A 15,144-nucleotide genomic window follows, 5' to 3' on the forward strand; every position below is an offset into this window, starting at 1 on the left:
GTGGAGCCCACGCTCTTCGTGCCCAACCGGCCCACGCTCGTCTACGACGCGGACTGCGGCTTCTGCACGCGCAGCGTGGGGCTGATCAGGCGATGGGTCGACCGTCGCGACCGCTACGACGTGCGACCGTGGCAGGAGCTCGACCTGGCGGCCGTGGGCCTGACGGAGCAGGACTGCGACGCGGCCGCCCAGTTCATCGCGGAGGACGGCTCGATCCGGTCGGGCCACCGCGCCATCGCCGACGCGATGAGCCACGGCGCCCCGGCCTGGCGGCCGGTGGGCCACCTGCTCACGGCGCCCGGGGTCTCGTGGGCGGCCGCGCGCGCCTACCGCTGGATCGCTCCCCACCGTCACCAGCTCCCCGGTGGCACCGCCGCGTGCGCCCGTCCGCTCGGCTGACGCCCGACCTGGTGCCGGCCGTCCGGCTCGCCACGACGCGCCACCCGAGCGCCCCTGCACGGCCGGCCGGCCCCGATTTGATAGTGCGGTGCGCGCTCTGGCACACTGTTCAGGTTGCTTGACGCGCGTCGCTGACCCATGTCGGTGGCGCCGCCCCTTGAGAGCCTCCTGACGGGGACTCGCCCGGACTCCTCTCGGAGGCCCGAGGGAAGCGCAAGTTACCCGGTTCGGCCGGGCAATCCACACGAGAGCTGGCACTCAGGTGCGCACCTTTCACCGCGAAGCGGGCGCGACACGCCCGACCTCGGGGGTCGGATGGCCAAGGGAACCGGTAGTCAGAAGCGAGAGAGAGACGTTCATCAGATGGCGGGACAGAAGATCCGCATCCGGCTGAAGTCGTACGACCACGAGGTCATCGACAACTCGGCCCGGAAGATCGTTGACACAGTGACGCGCGCCGGCGCGACCGTGGTGGGCCCCGTCCCGCTGCCGACGGAGAAGAACGTCTTCGTCGTGATCCGGTCGCCGCACAAGTACAAGGACAGCCGCGAGCACTTCGAGATGCGCACGCACAAGCGCCTCATCGACATCATCGACCCGACGCCCAAGGCCGTCGACTCGCTGATGCGTCTCGACCTGCCGGCGGACGTCAACATCGAGATCAAGCTCTGAGGCGGCCCCAGATGACTGTTGCTCAGAAGAACGTCAAGGGTGTGCTCGGCGAGAAGCTCGGCATGACCCAGGTGTGGGACGCAGACAACAAGCTCGTCCCCGTGACCGTGGTCAAGGCCGGCCCCTGCGTCGTGACGCAGGTGCGTGCCGACGAGACCGACGGCTATTCCGCGGTCCAGATCGCCTTCGGTGCGATCGACCCCCGCAAGGTGAACAAGCCCATGAGCGGCCACTTCGAGAAGGCCGGCGTCACGCCGCGCCGTCACCTCGTCGAGCTGCGCACGGCTGACGCCGCCGCCTACGAGCTCGGCCAGGAGATCACGGCCGAGTCCTTCGAGGCCGGCCAGCGCGTCGACGCCACGGGCACGACCAAGGGCAAGGGCTTCGCCGGTGTCATGAAGCGTCACGGCTTCCACGGTGTCAGCTCCTCCCACGGCGCCCACCGCAACCACCGCAAGCCGGGCTCCATCGGCGGCTGCTCGACCCCCGGCCGTGTCTTCAAGGGCATGCGCATGGCTGGTCGCATGGGTGGCGTTCGCCAGACGACCCAGAACCTCCAGATCCACGCCGTTGACGCCGAGAAGGGCCTGCTGCTCATCAAGGGTGCCGTTCCCGGCCCCCGCGGTGGCATCGTCCTGATCCGCACGGCTGCGAAGGGTGCATGAACGACATGGCAACCAAGACGCAGAACCTGCCCGCCGAGATCTTCGACGTCCAGACCAACGTCCCGCTGATCCACCAGGTCGTGGTGGCCCAGCTGGCCGCCGCTCGTCAGGGCACGCACTCGACCAAGACCCGCGGCGAGGTCCGCGGTGGTGGGCGCAAGCCCTACCGCCAGAAGGGCACCGGCCGCGCCCGCCAGGGCTCGACCCGCGCGCCGCAGTTCGCCGGCGGTGGCGTCGTCCACGGCCCGCAGCCGCGTGACTACAGCCAGCGCACCCCCAAGAAGATGAAGGCTGCCGCCCTGCGCGGTGCCCTCTCCGACCGGGCCCGCTTCGACCGCATCCACGTCGTCGACTCCATCGTCTCGGGCGACCTGCCCTCGGCGAAGGACGCCGCCGCGGTGCTCGCCGGTCTGACCGAGCGCCCGAACCTGCTCGTGGTCATCGAGCGTGGCGACGACGTCGCGATGAAGTCGGTGCGCAACCTGCAGAACGTTCACGTCCTCGTCGCCGACCAGCTCAACACGTACGACGTGCTGTGCGCCGACGACATCGTCTTCACCCAGGCCGCCCTCGACGCGTTCGTCGCCGGTCCCGTGAAGGCCGACAAGGCCGACAAGGAGGCCACCAAGTGAGCATCCACACCAAGGACCCGCGCGACATCCTCATCGCGCCGGTCGTCTCCGAGAAGTCGTACGGTCTGCTCGACGAGGGGAAGTACACCTTCATCGTCGACCCCCGTGCGAACAAGACGGAGATCAAGATCGCCATCGAGGCGATCTTCAACGTCAAGGTCGACAAGGTCCACACCCTGAACCGCCAGGGCAAGACCCGTCGCACCCGATTCGGCCTCGGCAAGCGCAAGGACACCAAGCGTGCGATCGTCTCCCTCCGCGAGGGCTCGATCGACATCTTCGGTGCGGGCGCCTGAGATAGACGAAGAGAGACTTAACGAACATGGGTATCCGCAAGTACAAGCCGACCACACCGGGCCGTCGTGGCTCGTCGGTCGCCGACTTCGTCGAGATCACGCGTACCACTCCCGAGAAGTCGCTGGTCCGCCCCCTGTCCAAGACAGGTGGCCGTAACAACGCCGGCCGCATCACGACCCGTCACATCGGTGGCGGTCACAAGCGTGCCTACCGCGTCATCGACTTCCGTCGCCACGACAAGGACGGCGTGCCGGCCAAGGTCGCTCACATCGAGTACGACCCCAACCGCACCGCGCGCATCGCGCTCGTCCAGTACGTCGACGGCGAGAAGCGCTACATCCTGGCCCCGAACAAGCTGAAGCAGGGCGACCCGATCGAGAACGGCCCCGCGGCCGACATCAAGCCGGGCAACTCGCTTCCGCTGCGCAACATCCCCGTGGGTACGGTCGTCCACGCGATCGAGCTCAAGCCCGGTGGCGGCGCCAAGATCGCCCGCTCCGCGGGTGCTCGCGTGCAGCTCGTCGCCAAGGACGGCCCCTACGCCCAGCTGCGTATGCCGTCCGGCGAGATCCGCAACGTCGACGCGCGCTGCCGCGCGACCGTCGGCGAGGTCGGCAACGCCGAGCAGAGCAACATCAACTGGGGCAAGGCCGGCCGCATGCGCTGGAAGGGCAAGCGCCCGACCGTCCGTGGTGTCGCCATGAACCCGGTCGACCACCCGCACGGTGGTGGTGAGGGCAAGACGTCCGGTGGACGTCACCCCGTCAGCCCCTGGGGTCAGGCCGAGGGCCGCACCCGCAAGGGACACAAGGAAAGCGACAAGCTCATCGTTCGTCGCCGTCGTACTGGCAAGAAGCGCTGATAAGGAGCCTTTGGAATGCCTCGTAGCCTGAAGAAGGGCCCCTTCATCGACGACCACCTTCAGAAGAAGGTGGACGCCCAGAACGAAGCGGGAACCAAGACCGTCATCAAGACCTGGTCGCGCCGTTCGGTCATCAGCCCGGACATGCTCGGCCACACCTTCGCCGTCCACGACGGCCGCAAGCACGTCCCGGTGTTCGTCACCGAGTCGATGGTCGGCCACAAGCTCGGCGAGTTCGCGCCGACCCGCACGTTCAAGGGTCACGTGAAGGACGACAAGAAGGGTCGTCGTCGCTGATGGCCACCGAATCCAAGGAAGAAGTCATGGAAGCCAAGGCTTCGGCGCGGCACGTCCGTGTCAGCCCGCAGAAGGCTCGCCGTGTCGTGGACCTGATCCGCGGCAAGGCCGCCACCGACGCCGTCACGGTGCTCACCTTCGCCCCGCAGTCGGCCTCCGAGCCGGTCAAGAAGGTGCTGGAGAGTGCCATCGCCAACGCCCGCGTCAAGGCCGACCGTGAGTCGGTCGCCTTCGACGAGCGCAACCTCGTCATCACGGCCGCGTTCGTGGACGAGGGCCCGACGATGAAGCGTTTCCGTCCGCGTGCCCAGGGCCGCGCCGGTCGCATCAACAAGCGCACGAGCCACATCACCGTGGTCGTCGCGCAGCCGGAGAACACGAAGGGAGCCCGCTGATGGGTCAGAAGGTCAACCCCCATGGCTTCCGTCTCGGCATCACGACGGAGCACAAGAGCCGTTGGTTCGCCGACTCGACGAAGTCGGGTCAGCGCTACCGCGACTACGTCAAGGAAGATGTCGCCATCCGTCGCCTGATGGAGAAGGGCATGGAGCGCGCCGGTATCGCCTCGGTCGACATCGAGCGCACTCGTGACCGCGTCCGCGTCGACATCCACACCGCCCGCCCCGGCATCGTCATCGGTCGCCGCGGCGCCGAGGCCGACCGCATCCGTGGCGAGCTCGAGAAGCTGACGGGCAAGCAGGTCCAGCTGAACATCCTCGAGGTCAAGAACCCCGAGATCGTCTCCCAGCTGGTCGCCCAGGGCATCGCCGAGCAGCTCTCGGCCCGCGTGGCGTTCCGCCGCGCCATGCGCAAGGGCATGCAGTCCGCCCAGCGCGCCGGCGCCAAGGGCATCCGCGTGCAGGTCTCGGGCCGCCTCAACGGCGCCGAGATGAGCCGCACGGAGTTCTACCGCGAGGGTCGCGTCCCGCTGCACACGCTGCGTGCGCAGATCGACTACGGCTTCTACGAGGCCCGCACGACGTTCGGTCGCATCGGTGTCAAGGTGTGGATCTACAAGGGCGACATGACGGCCAAGGAGCTCGCTGCCCAGCAGGCCGCCGCTCCGCGCCCGTCGCGTGGTCCGCGTCGTGACGGCGGTGACCGTCCGAACCGCGCCCGTCGTGGTGACCGCAACGAGACCGCCGCTGCTCCGGCAGTGAACGAGACCGCTGCTGCCGAGGCCCCCGCCGCGGCCAGCACCGAGAATGAGCAGGCCTGACCATGTTGATTCCCCGTCGAGTCAAGCACCGCAAGCAGCACCACCCGAACCGCCACGGCGCGGCCAAGGGTGGCACCACGATCGCCTTCGGTGACTACGGCATCCAGGCTCTCGAGCCGGCCTACGTGACCAACCGTCAGATCGAGTCCGCTCGTATCGCGATGACCCGCTACATGAAGCGTGGCGGAAAGGTGTGGATCAACATCTACCCCGACCGTCCGCTCACCAAGAAGCCCGCCGAGACCCGCATGGGTTCCGGTAAGGGTTCGCCGGAGTGGTGGATCGCCAACGTCAAGCCGGGTCGCGTCATGTTCGAGATCTCGGGCGTGGCAGAGCCGGTGGCGCGTGAGGCCATGCGTCTCGCGATGCACAAGCTCCCCATGAAGTGCCGCTTCGTTCAGCGTGAGGGTGGTGACATCTGATGGCAGTCGGAACCAAGGACCTGGCTCCCGAGCAGCTGCGTGGTCTGGACGACACCAAGCTGGCGGACGAGCTGAAGAAGGCCAAGGAAGAGCTGTTCAACCTGCGTTTCCAGTCGGCCACCGGCCAGCTGGACAACCACGGCCGCCTGCGCGCCGTCAAGAAGGACATCGCGCGCATCTACACCGAGATGCGTGAGCGCGAGCTCGGCATCGGCTCGGCCCCCGCTGCCCCCAAGGCGCCGGAGAAGACCGAGAAGGTCGAGAAGAAGGCTCCCAAGGCCGACAAGAAGGCCGACAAGGCCGAGAAGGCTGACAAGCCCGAGAAGGCTGACAAGGCCGAGAAGAAGGCCAAGAAGGCTGACAAGGCGCAGGAGGCTGACGCATGAGCGAGCAGGAGAAGGTCGTGAGCGACCAGGCGAGTGAGCGCAACTACCGCAAGACCCGTCAGGGTTACGTGGTGAGCGACAAGATGGACAAGACCGTCGTCGTCGAGGTCGAGGACCGCGTCAAGCACGCCCTCTACAGCAAGGTCATCCGTCGCACCAGCAAGGTCAAGGTGCACGACGAGCAGAACGCTGCCGGCGTGGGCGACCGCGTGCTCATCATGGAGACGCGTCCGCTCTCCGCGACGAAGCACTGGCGCATCGTCGAGATCCTCGAGAAGGCCAAGTAAGACCACCCTCGGGGGGCGCTGCCCCCCGAGTGCCCTCCGGCGGCCCGCATCTGCGGGCCCCGGAGGACACAGACCACAGTCCAGTTCGGCAAGGCTTCGCCCGCGGGCGAAGAACCAGCACGACGACAGGAGTTAGACAGTGATTCAGCAGGAGTCGCGGCTTCGCGTCGCCGACAACACCGGTGCCAAGGAAATCCTGTGCATCCGTGTTCTCGGTGGCTCGGGCCGTCGGTACGCCGGCATCGGTGACACCATCGTCGCCACCGTCAAGGACGCGATCCCTGGCGGCAACGTGAAGAAGGGTGACGTCGTCAAGGCCGTCATCGTCCGCACCGTCAAGGAGCGCCGCCGCGCCGACGGTTCCTACATCAAGTTCGACGAGAACGCCGCCGTGATCCTCAAGGCCGACGGTGACCCCCGTGGGACCCGCATCTTCGGCCCGGTGGGTCGCGAGCTGCGCGAGAAGAAGTTCATGAAGATCATCTCGCTGGCCCCGGAGGTGCTGTGAACATGGCGAAGACCACCATCAGCAAGATGAAGATCAAGAAGGGTGACCTCGTCCAGGTCATCTCGGGCCGCAGCCAGAAGAACGGCGGCGACCGAGGCAAGCAGGGCAAGGTCATCGCGGTCTACCCCGAGACCCAGCGCGTGCTCGTCGAGGGCATCAACCGCGTCACCAAGCACGTCAAGGCCGGCGCGACCGCCCGAGGCACCCGCACCGGTGGCCTGACGCACACCGAGGCCGCGATCCACGTGAGCAACGTGGCGATCGTCGACCCCGAGTCGAAGAAGCCGACCCGCGTGAAGACGCGTGTCGAGACCGTCGAGCGCAATGGCCGCCAGAAGGCGTCCCGCGTCCGTGTCGCGGTCAAGTCGGACAAGGACCTCTGAGATGACTGAGACCAGCACCAAGCCGCGCCTTCAGCAGCGCTACCAGGACGAGATCAAGGGCTCGATGCTCGAGCAGTTCGGCTACCCGAACGTCATGCAGGTCCCCGGCGTCGTCAAGGTCGTCGTGAACATGGGTGTCGGCGACGCGGCCAAGGACAGCAAGCTCATCGAGGGTGCCGTCCGTGACCTCACCGCCATCACCGGCCAGAAGCCGGTCGTGACCAAGGCGCGCAAGTCCATCGCCCAGTTCAAGCTGCGTGAGGGCATGCCGATCGGCGCCCACACGACGCTGCGCGGCGACCGCATGTGGGAGTTCCTCGACCGTCTCGTGACGATCGCCCTCCCGCGCATCCGTGACTTCCGTGGTCTGTCGCCGAAGCAGTTCGACGGCAACGGCAACTTCACGTTCGGTCTGACCGAGCAGTCGATGTTCCACGAGATCGACCAGGACCGGATCGACCGCGTGCGGGGCATGGACATCACCGTGGTCACCACGGCGACCAACGATGACGAGGGTCGCGCGCTGCTCAAGCAGCTCGGCTTCCCCTTCAAGGAGAACTGACATGGCCAAGACCGCGCTCGTTAACAAGGCGAACCGGAAGCCGAAGTTCAAGGTCCGCGCGTACACCCGTTGCCAGAAGTGCGGTCGCCCGCACTCGGTGTACCGCAAGTTCGGCCTCTGCCGCATCTGCCTTCGCGAGATGGCGCACGCGGGTGAGCTGCCGGGCGTGACCAAGAGCTCCTGGTAGTCCGGCTCCCGAGCCCAGAGCACAACCCAGACCAACACACCTCTGACACCGTAGGTCGGCCACACGACGGCCCAGCCGTCGCCGGGCAGATAGCCCCGGTCGAAACCCCGGTGAGGAAGGGCGGAGAGCCCACATGACCATGACTGACCCGATTGCGGACATGCTGACCCGCGTCCGGAACGCCAACTCGGCGCACCACGACGTCGTCTCCATGCCGTACTCGAAGCTGAAGAAGAACATCGCCGAGATCCTCCAGTCCGAGGGCTTCATCGCCTCGTGGAAGATCGAGGAGGCGGAGGTCGGCCAGACGCTGACCATCGACCTCAAGTACGGCCCCAACCGCGAGCGCTCCATCGCCGGCGTGCGTCGCGTGAGCAAGCCCGGTCTGCGCGTCTACGCCAAGTCGACGAACCTGCCCAAGGTTCTCGGTGGCCTCGGCGTCGCGATCCTGTCGACGTCGAACGGTCTGCTGACCGACCGCCAGGCACACGAGAAGGGCGTGGGTGGGGAAGTCCTCGCCTACGTCTGGTAAGGAGACACTGACATGTCGCGAATCGGACGACTCCCGGTCTCCATCCCCTCGGGTGTGGACGTCAAGGTCGAGGGCCAGGACGTCATCGTCAAGGGCCCCAAGGGTGAGCTCTCCCTGACCGTCGTCCAGCCGATCACGGTCGAGCTGGGCGAGGGCAACCTCGAGGTCAAGCGCCCCAACGACGAGCGCGACTCGCGCTCGCGCCACGGCCTGACCCGCTCGCTCATCAACAACATGGTCCTCGGTGTCACCGAGGGCTACGAGAAGAAGATGGAGATCCACGGCACGGGTTACCGTGTCGCAGCGAAGGGCTCGGACCTCGAGTTCTCGCTCGGATACTCGCACCCGATCCTCATCCAGGCTCCCGCCGGCATCAACTTCGCCGTCGAGAACCCGACCCGCTTCTCGGTGCAGGGCATCGACAAGCAGCTCGTGGGCGAGGTCGCGGCGAACATCCGCAAGCTGCGCAAGCCCGACCCGTACAAGGGCAAGGGTGTTCGCTATGCGGGCGAGCAGATCCGTCGCAAGGTTGGAAAGGCCGGTAAGTAAGCCATGGCAATGATCATCAAGCGCGGCAAGTCCAAGGCTGCCGCCCGCATCCGTCGCCAGGTGCGCGGTCGCAAGAAGATCGCCGGCACCGCGGTCCGTCCCCGCCTCGTCGTCTCGCGGTCCACGCGTCACCTCTTCGTCCAGGTCGTCGACGACACCGTCGGCAAGACGGTGGCCTCGGCCTCGACGATGGAGGCCGACCTGCGCTCCTTCGACGGCGACAAGACGGCCAAGGCCAAGAAGGTCGGCGAGCTCGTGGCCGCCCGTGCCAAGGACGCCGGTGTCGAGGCCGTCGTGTTCGACCGTGGTGGCAACAAGTACCACGGCCGTGTCGCGGCGATCGCCGAGGGCGCCCGCGAAGGCGGTCTGTCCCTGTGAGCAACTTCGTGAACGCAATTGTTGAGATGAGGAACATCTGATGCCCGGACAGCAGCGTCGAGGCACCGGCCCCGCCGGTGGCGGCGAGCGCACCGAGCGCGGAGACCGCCGTGACAACCGCGGCGGCCGCGACAACCGCGACAGCCGTGACGACAAGAACCAGTACGTCGAGCGCGTCGTGACCATCAACCGCGTCTCCAAGGTCGTCAAGGGTGGTCGTCGCTTCAGCTTCACCGCCCTCGTCGTCGTCGGTGACGGTGACGGCACCGTGGGCGTCGGCTACGGCAAGGCCAAGGAAGTTCCCGCGGCCATCGCCAAGGGTGTCGAGGAGGCCAAGAAGAACTTCTTCAAGGTCCCGCGCATCCAGGGCACCATCCCGCACCCCGTCCAGGGTGAGGCGGCCGCTGGTGTCGTCATGCTCCGCCCCGCCGCTCCCGGTACCGGTGTCATCGCCGGTGGCGCGGTGCGCGCGGTGCTCGAGTGCGCCGGCATCCACGACGTGCTCAGCAAGTCGCTGGGCTCGGACAACGCCATCAACGTCGTGCACGCCACGGCCCAGGCCCTGCGCGAGCTCGAGCGCCCCGAGTCGGTCGCTGCCCGTCGTGGCAAGACCCTCGAGGAGGTCGCTCCGGCGGCCATGCTCAAGGCCCGTGCGGCTGGTCTCGCCGAGGCCCAGGCCGCGAAGGCAGGTGCCTGATGGCTCGTCTCAAGGTGACCCAGACCCGTTCGGAGATCGGTGGCAAGCAGAACCAGCGTGACACGCTGCGCAGCCTCGGTCTGAAGCGCATTGGCGACGTCGTCGTCAAGGAGGACCGTCCCGAGATCCGCGGGATGGTCAAGACGGTCACGCACCTCGTGTCCGTCGAGGAGGTTGACTGACCATGGCCGACAACGCCAAGAAGTCGGGCGAGTCCGCCCTCAAGGTCCACCACCTGCGTCCGGCCCCCGGAGCCAAGACCGCCAAGACCCGTGTCGGTCGTGGTGAGGGCTCCAAGGGCAAGACTGCCGGTCGTGGTACCAAGGGCACGAAGGCCCGTTACCAGGTCCCGGAGCGTTTCGAGGGCGGCTCGATGCCGATGCACATGCGCCTTCCCAAGCTCCGTGGCTTCAAGAACCCGTTCCGCACGGAGTACCAGGTCGTGAACCTGGACCGCCTGCAGCTGCTCTTCCCGGAGGGTGGTCAGGTGTCCGTCGCCGACCTCGTCGCCAAGGGTGCCGTCCGTGACGGCTTCCCGGTGAAGGTGCTCGGCACGGGTGAGATCTCCGTCAAGGTCGAGGTCGAGGCGCACAAGTTCTCGGCGTCCGCCAAGGAGAAGATCGAGGCCGCCGGCGGCACGGTCACGGCCCTCGCCGGCTGAGTGATCAGGCGCGAGTGACCACCACACACCTCGTGTGAGCAGCGCCCCGGGCGCCCGACCCGCGAGCCGACGTGACGTCGGCCACCGCGGTGGGGGCCCGGGGCGCTGCGCCTTTGCGTTAACCTTCCACGGATTGCTTGTCTTATGCCGCGCCACCGCGCGGCCCCCCAGGAGGACCCAGTGCTCGCCGCTTTCGTACGCGCGTTCCGAACCCCGGACCTGCGCAAGAAGCTGCTCTTCACGCTCGGCATCATCGTGCTGTTCCGTCTCGGTTCGCACGTCCCGACGCCCGGCATCAGCTACAGCCTCGTGCAGAGCTGCCTGCAGGCCAGCAAGGGCCAGAGCGGTGACCAGAGCGGGTTCCTCAACCTGGCCAACCTCTTCAGTGGAGGTGCGCTGCTGCAGCTTTCCGTCTTCGCGCTGGGGATCATGCCGTACATCACGGCGAGCATCATCATCCAGCTGCTCACGGTCGTCATCCCGCGCTTCGAGGCGCTCAAGGAGGAGGGCCAGTCCGGGCAGAGCAAGCTGACGCAGTACACCCGCTACCTGACGATCGGTCTCGCGATCCTCCAGTCGTCGACCCTCGTCACCTTCGCGCGCAACCCCTCCAGCCTGTTCGGCGGCTCGTGCACGACGATCATGACCGACCAGTCGGTCGTCACGATCCTCATCATGGTCCTGACGATGACGGCCGGCACCGGCCTCATCATGTGGTTCGGCGAGCTCATCACCGACAAGGGTGTCGGCAACGGCATGTCCCTCATGATCTTCACCTCGATCGCCGCCGGCTTCCCGGCCTCGCTCTGGGGCATCAAGGAGAACAAGGGCTGGGGCACCTTCCTCGGCATCCTGCTCCTCGGCATCTTCGTCATCGCGGCGGTCGTCTTCGTCGAGCAGTCCCAGCGCCGCATCCCGGTGCAGTACGCCAAGCGGATGGTCGGCCGGCGCATGTACGGCGGCACGTCCACCTACATCCCGCTCAAGGTCAACATGGCGGGCGTCATCCCCGTCATCTTCGCGAGCTCGCTGCTCGCCCTGCCGGGGCTCGTCGCGCAGTTCAACACCCACGCCGACGGCAACAACCCGGCCTGGGTCCAGTGGGTCCAGGAGAACCTCGTCAAGGGTGACCACCCGATCTACATGGCGACCTACGTCGCCCTCATCCTCTTCTTCACGTTCTTCTACGTCTCGATCACGTTCAACCCGACCGAGGTCGCGGAGAACATGAAGAAGTACGGCGGTTTCATCCCGGGTATCCGGGCCGGGCGACCCACGGCCGAGTACCTCAACTACGTCCTGACCCGAATCACCGTGCCGGGTGCCATCTACCTCGCCATCGTCTCGCTCATCCCGCTCGTGGCCCTCGTGCTCGTCGGTGCCAACCAGAACTTCCCGTTCGGTGGTACCTCGATCCTCATCGTCGTGGGTGTGGGTCTCGAGACGGTCAAGCAGATCGAGGCGCAGCTTCAGCAGCGTCACTACGAAGGGTTCCTCCGTTAAATGCGACTGATCATCCTCGGCCCGCCCGGCGCCGGTAAGGGCACGCAGGCCGCCCGGATCGCCGAGCGCCTCGGCATCCCGGCCATCTCGACCGGCGACATCTTCCGCGCCAACATCAAGGACCAGACCCCGCTCGGGGTCAAGGTCGACGAGATCATCAAGTCCGGTGGCTACGTCTCCGACGACATCACCAACGAGATCGTCGAGGACCGGCTGACCTGGGACGACGCCGAGGGCGGCTTCCTGCTCGACGGCTACCCGCGCACGGCCGGCCAGGTCGACGCGCTCGACGCGATGCTGTCGCGCCACGGGCACGCCCTCGACGCCGTGCTCGAGCTCGAGGTCGACGAGGACGCGATCGTCCAGCGGCTGCTCAAGCGCGCCGAGACCGAGGGTCGCGCCGACGACACCGAGGACGTCATCCGCCAGCGCCAGGCGATCTACCGCAAGGAGACCGCGCCGCTCGCGCAGCACTACGAGCTCGTCGGTCTCCTCGTCAAGGTCGACGGCATGGGTGCCGTCGACGAGGTCACCGACCGTGTCATCGCGGCCCTGCCGCAGCACGGCTGAGCGCGACCGCTCCAGCGCAGCCACCACGAAGGACCACGAATGTTCGGACGCCGTAACCGGCTCCAGGGTCGCACCGACGAGCAGCTCCTCCTCATGCGTGAGGCGGGGCTGCTCGTGGGTCGCACCCTCGAGCTGCTCGCCGCCGAGGTGCGACCGGGCATGACGACGCTCGAGCTCGACCGCCTCGCCGAGGAGTTCATCCGCAGCAACGGCGGCATCCCGAACTTCCAGCTCGTGCCCGGCTACCGCCACACGCTCTGCACGAGCGTCAACGACGAGGTCGTCCACGGCATCCCGGGGCCGCGGGTGCTCGAGGCCGGCGACATCGTCTCGGTCGACTGCGGCGCCGAGGTCAAGGGCTGGAACGGCGACGCCGCGTTCACCGCCGTCGTCGGCGGCCGCGAGGCGGGCCGGCCGGAGGACCTCGCGCTCATCGACGCGACCGAGGCGAGCCTCTACGCCGGCATCGCCGCGATGCAGGTGGGCGGCCGCCTCTTCGCCGTCGGTGACGCGGTCGAGGCGAGCATCGAGGCCGCGGCCGAGCGTGACGGCCACACCTACGGCGTCATCGACGAGTACGTCGGCCACGGCATCGGCACCGAGATGCACATGGACCCGCAGATCCCGAACTACGCCGTGCGCGAGACGGGCCCGAAGCTCGTCGACGGTTTCACCGGGGCCATCGAGCCGATGGTGACGCTCGGCGGGATCGACACCAAGGTGCTTGCGGACGACTGGACGGTGGTGACCCTCGACGGCACCCGTGCCGCCCACTGGGAGCACTCGGTCGCCGTGCGACAGGACGGCCTGTGGATCCTCACGGCCGTCGACGGCGGCAAGGCTGCCCTCGAGGCCGCGGGCGCGGCATACGCCCCCCTCGACGCGACTGCGTGAGCCCGCACGCCCACGACGACGGCGGGGCAGCGTAGCCTCGCGCTCGTGAGCCTTCCCCGCAGCACCCCGTCGGCGCAGGACGTCGACGCCTCCGGCCTCATCGCCTTCGTCGACGCGGCCGAGCGCGACCGCCTCGGCCTGCACAGCCTCATGGTCGTGCGCCACGGCCACGTCGTCGCCGAGGGGTGGTGGAGGCCGTATGCCGCGAGCCGCGTCCACCTCGCCTACTCCCTCTCGAAGACGGTGACGGCCACCGCCGTGGGCTTCCTCGTGCAGGAGGGGCGCCTCTCGCTCGACGACCGCGTGCTCGACCACTTCCCCGAGGTCGACCGCAGTGCCGTCGCCGAGGGCTGGGCCGACGTGCGCCTGCGGCACTGCCTCTCCATGACCGTCGGTCACGAGGAGGACGCGTGGCCCCACGTCTTCGACCGGATGAGCGGCAGCGACTTCGGGGACGCCGCCCACCCGAGCGACTGGGTGCCGCGGGTCTTCGCGACGAACCCCACCCGTCCGCCCGGCACGGTGTTCGCCTACAACCAGGTCGCGACCTACCTGCTCTCGCTCGTCGTCGGCCGGGTCGCCGGGGCCGGGGTGCCCGAGATGCTGCGCCCGAGGCTGCTCGAGCCGATGGGGCTGCCCGACATCCCGTGGCACCGCGACCCGCTCGGTCGCGAGCTCGGGTTCACCGGCTCGCACCTGACGACCGAGGCCATCGCCTCGATCGCCCAGCTCTACCTCGACCGTGGGCGGTGGCAGGGACGGCAGCTGCTCTCCGAGGCGTGGGTCGAGGAGGCGACGCGGGCCTTCGGTCCGCTCAACGAGGACCCCGGGGCCGACGAGGACTGGAGCCGCGGCTACGGCTACTCGTTCTGGATGCAGCGCCACGGCTACCGCGGCGACGGCGCCTACGGTCAGTTCCTCGTCGTCCTTCCGGAGCACGACGCCGTCGTGGCGATCACGGCCGAGCAGGCCCGCATGCAGTCGACGCTGGACGGCCTCTGGGAGCACGTGGTGCCGGCGATGGGCGCGGCGGGCTCGGGCGACTCCGACCGCGAGCTGGCCGAGCGGCTCGCCGCCCTCGAGATCCCCGCCATGTCGGGCGACGCCCTCGGGCCGGAGTACGCCGAGTTCAACCGATCAGACGCCTCGGACCTCGCCGCCGACTACACGGCCGTCTCCGTGACCCGCGACGGGGCCGACCACGTGCTCGGGCTCCTGCGACGCGGCGAGTGGCTGCGGGTGCCCGTCGGTCGCGGTGCGTGGAGCGAGGGCCGGCTCGTGGCCGGGGGAGCGACCCTCCCGGTCGTCTCGAGCGGCGGCTGGGTCGACGAGGACACCTTCCGGGCCGAGGTCATCGCCATCGAGTCCCCGCACCGGTTCCGTCTCGAGGCGCGCCTGCGCAGCTCGGACGCCGACCTGACCTGGCGGATGGTGCCGCTCACCGGCTACGACCCGCTCTGGCTCGCGACGCGCTGGGCGCGGGACTGACCGGTCGGCCTGCCGAGCCTCTGCGCACCAGGCCGTGACCGCTGTCGGTGTCCGGGTGGACAATCGGTGGTGCCGCGCGAGGCGGCGGAAGGGG

General features: G+C 68.0%; 26 protein-coding genes. All 26 read left to right on the forward strand.

What is annotated here, in order from left to right; genetic code table 11:
* Positions 1–399, forward strand: coding sequence for a thiol-disulfide oxidoreductase DCC family protein (locus TAE01_RS10355; RefSeq protein ID WP_222594109.1), 399 nt, complete (start codon positions 1–3; stop codon positions 397–399).
* A 363-nt stretch (positions 400–762) separates the two neighbouring features.
* Positions 763–1,071, forward strand: coding sequence for a 30S ribosomal protein S10 (rpsJ, locus tag TAE01_RS10360; protein WP_009775966.1), 309 nt, complete (start codon positions 763–765; stop codon positions 1,069–1,071).
* Positions 1,072–1,082: 11 nt separating this feature from the next.
* The gene (rplC, locus tag TAE01_RS10365) at positions 1,083–1,736 is read left to right on the forward strand and encodes a 50S ribosomal protein L3 (protein ID WP_030194212.1); all 654 of its coding nucleotides are present in this window, start codon (positions 1,083–1,085) and stop codon (positions 1,734–1,736) included.
* On the forward strand, positions 1,733–2,368 hold the full coding sequence (gene rplD / locus TAE01_RS10370; RefSeq protein WP_147066108.1) for a 50S ribosomal protein L4: 636 nt from the start codon (positions 1,733–1,735) through the stop codon (positions 2,366–2,368). The genes rplC and rplD overlap by 4 nt, the downstream gene beginning before the upstream one ends.
* Positions 2,365–2,664 (forward strand): 50S ribosomal protein L23, encoded by a 300-nt coding sequence (gene rplW, locus TAE01_RS10375; protein ID WP_142176968.1) that lies wholly within the window; start codon positions 2,365–2,367, stop codon positions 2,662–2,664. Before rplD ends, rplW begins: the two co-directional genes overlap by 4 nt.
* Before the next feature lie 26 nt (positions 2,665–2,690).
* Positions 2,691–3,527 (forward strand): 50S ribosomal protein L2, encoded by an 837-nt coding sequence (gene rplB / locus TAE01_RS10380; protein WP_147066110.1) that lies wholly within the window; start codon positions 2,691–2,693, stop codon positions 3,525–3,527.
* A 15-nt stretch (positions 3,528–3,542) separates the two neighbouring features.
* The gene (gene rpsS, locus TAE01_RS10385) at positions 3,543–3,824 is read left to right on the forward strand and encodes a 30S ribosomal protein S19 (RefSeq protein ID WP_141823434.1); all 282 of its coding nucleotides are present in this window, start codon (positions 3,543–3,545) and stop codon (positions 3,822–3,824) included.
* A gap of 26 nt (positions 3,825–3,850) precedes the next feature.
* Entirely contained in the window at positions 3,851–4,219 is a 369-nt protein-coding gene (rplV, locus tag TAE01_RS10390; protein WP_147066112.1) for a 50S ribosomal protein L22, read from the forward strand.
* Complete coding sequence (gene rpsC / locus TAE01_RS10395) at positions 4,219–5,043, forward strand: 30S ribosomal protein S3 (protein ID WP_147066114.1); 825 nt, start codon at positions 4,219–4,221, stop codon at positions 5,041–5,043. Before rplV ends, rpsC begins: the two co-directional genes overlap by 1 nt.
* A 2-nt stretch (positions 5,044–5,045) precedes the next feature.
* Positions 5,046–5,465, forward strand: a complete 420-nt coding sequence (gene rplP / locus TAE01_RS10400) for a 50S ribosomal protein L16 (protein ID WP_020143237.1) — start codon at positions 5,046–5,048, stop codon at positions 5,463–5,465.
* Positions 5,465–5,851, forward strand: coding sequence for a 50S ribosomal protein L29 (gene rpmC / locus TAE01_RS10405; RefSeq protein WP_147066116.1), 387 nt, complete (start codon positions 5,465–5,467; stop codon positions 5,849–5,851). Before rplP ends, rpmC begins: the two co-directional genes overlap by 1 nt.
* Positions 5,848–6,138: a 30S ribosomal protein S17 gene (gene rpsQ / locus TAE01_RS10410; RefSeq protein ID WP_147066118.1), complete on the forward strand. Its 291-nt coding sequence runs from the start codon at positions 5,848–5,850 to the stop codon at positions 6,136–6,138. Before rpmC ends, rpsQ begins: the two co-directional genes overlap by 4 nt.
* Positions 6,139–6,277: 139 nt before the next feature.
* Entirely contained in the window at positions 6,278–6,646 is a 369-nt protein-coding gene (rplN, locus tag TAE01_RS10415) for a 50S ribosomal protein L14 (protein WP_020143234.1), read from the forward strand.
* A 2-nt stretch (positions 6,647–6,648) separates the two neighbouring features.
* Positions 6,649–7,029: a 50S ribosomal protein L24 gene (rplX, locus tag TAE01_RS10420; RefSeq protein WP_056771076.1), complete on the forward strand. Its 381-nt coding sequence runs from the start codon at positions 6,649–6,651 to the stop codon at positions 7,027–7,029.
* Position 7,030: 1 nt separating this feature from the next.
* On the forward strand, positions 7,031–7,591 hold the full coding sequence (rplE, locus tag TAE01_RS10425) for a 50S ribosomal protein L5 (protein WP_147066120.1): 561 nt from the start codon (positions 7,031–7,033) through the stop codon (positions 7,589–7,591).
* Position 7,592: 1 nt separating this feature from the next.
* Entirely contained in the window at positions 7,593–7,778 is a 186-nt protein-coding gene (locus TAE01_RS10430; RefSeq protein WP_020143231.1) for a type Z 30S ribosomal protein S14, read from the forward strand.
* Between the two features lie 133 nt (positions 7,779–7,911).
* Positions 7,912–8,310, forward strand: coding sequence for a 30S ribosomal protein S8 (gene rpsH, locus TAE01_RS10435; RefSeq protein ID WP_147066123.1), 399 nt, complete (start codon positions 7,912–7,914; stop codon positions 8,308–8,310).
* Positions 8,311–8,322: 12 nt separating this feature from the next.
* Entirely contained in the window at positions 8,323–8,859 is a 537-nt protein-coding gene (rplF, locus tag TAE01_RS10440; protein WP_147066125.1) for a 50S ribosomal protein L6, read from the forward strand.
* Between the two features lie 3 nt (positions 8,860–8,862).
* A complete protein-coding gene (gene rplR, locus TAE01_RS10445; RefSeq protein WP_147066127.1) occupies positions 8,863–9,237 on the forward strand; it encodes a 50S ribosomal protein L18 in 375 nt (124 codons plus the stop codon).
* 40 nt (positions 9,238–9,277) lie between these two features.
* Complete coding sequence (rpsE, locus tag TAE01_RS10450; RefSeq protein ID WP_147066129.1) at positions 9,278–9,934, forward strand: 30S ribosomal protein S5; 657 nt, start codon at positions 9,278–9,280, stop codon at positions 9,932–9,934.
* On the forward strand, positions 9,934–10,116 hold the full coding sequence (gene rpmD / locus TAE01_RS10455; RefSeq protein WP_020143226.1) for a 50S ribosomal protein L30: 183 nt from the start codon (positions 9,934–9,936) through the stop codon (positions 10,114–10,116). The genes rpsE and rpmD overlap by 1 nt, the downstream gene beginning before the upstream one ends.
* 2 nt (positions 10,117–10,118) lie before the next feature.
* Positions 10,119–10,595: a 50S ribosomal protein L15 gene (gene rplO / locus TAE01_RS10460; RefSeq protein WP_020143225.1), complete on the forward strand. Its 477-nt coding sequence runs from the start codon at positions 10,119–10,121 to the stop codon at positions 10,593–10,595.
* A 180-nt stretch (positions 10,596–10,775) separates the two neighbouring features.
* The gene (gene secY / locus TAE01_RS10465) at positions 10,776–12,098 is read left to right on the forward strand and encodes a preprotein translocase subunit SecY (protein ID WP_147066130.1); all 1,323 of its coding nucleotides are present in this window, start codon (positions 10,776–10,778) and stop codon (positions 12,096–12,098) included.
* Positions 12,099–12,668, forward strand: coding sequence for an adenylate kinase (locus tag TAE01_RS10470; protein ID WP_147066132.1), 570 nt, complete (start codon positions 12,099–12,101; stop codon positions 12,666–12,668).
* Positions 12,669–12,707: 39 nt separating this feature from the next.
* On the forward strand, positions 12,708–13,562 hold the full coding sequence (gene map, locus TAE01_RS10475) for a type I methionyl aminopeptidase (RefSeq protein WP_147066134.1): 855 nt from the start codon (positions 12,708–12,710) through the stop codon (positions 13,560–13,562).
* 45 nt (positions 13,563–13,607) lie between these two features.
* A complete protein-coding gene (locus TAE01_RS10480; RefSeq protein WP_147066136.1) occupies positions 13,608–15,050 on the forward strand; it encodes a serine hydrolase domain-containing protein in 1,443 nt (480 codons plus the stop codon).
* Positions 15,051–15,144: the final 94 nt, after the last annotated feature.

The organism is Terrabacter aerolatus (assembly GCF_007991735.1).
Taxonomy (GTDB): Bacteria; Actinomycetota; Actinomycetes; order Actinomycetales; family Dermatophilaceae; genus Terrabacter; species Terrabacter aerolatus.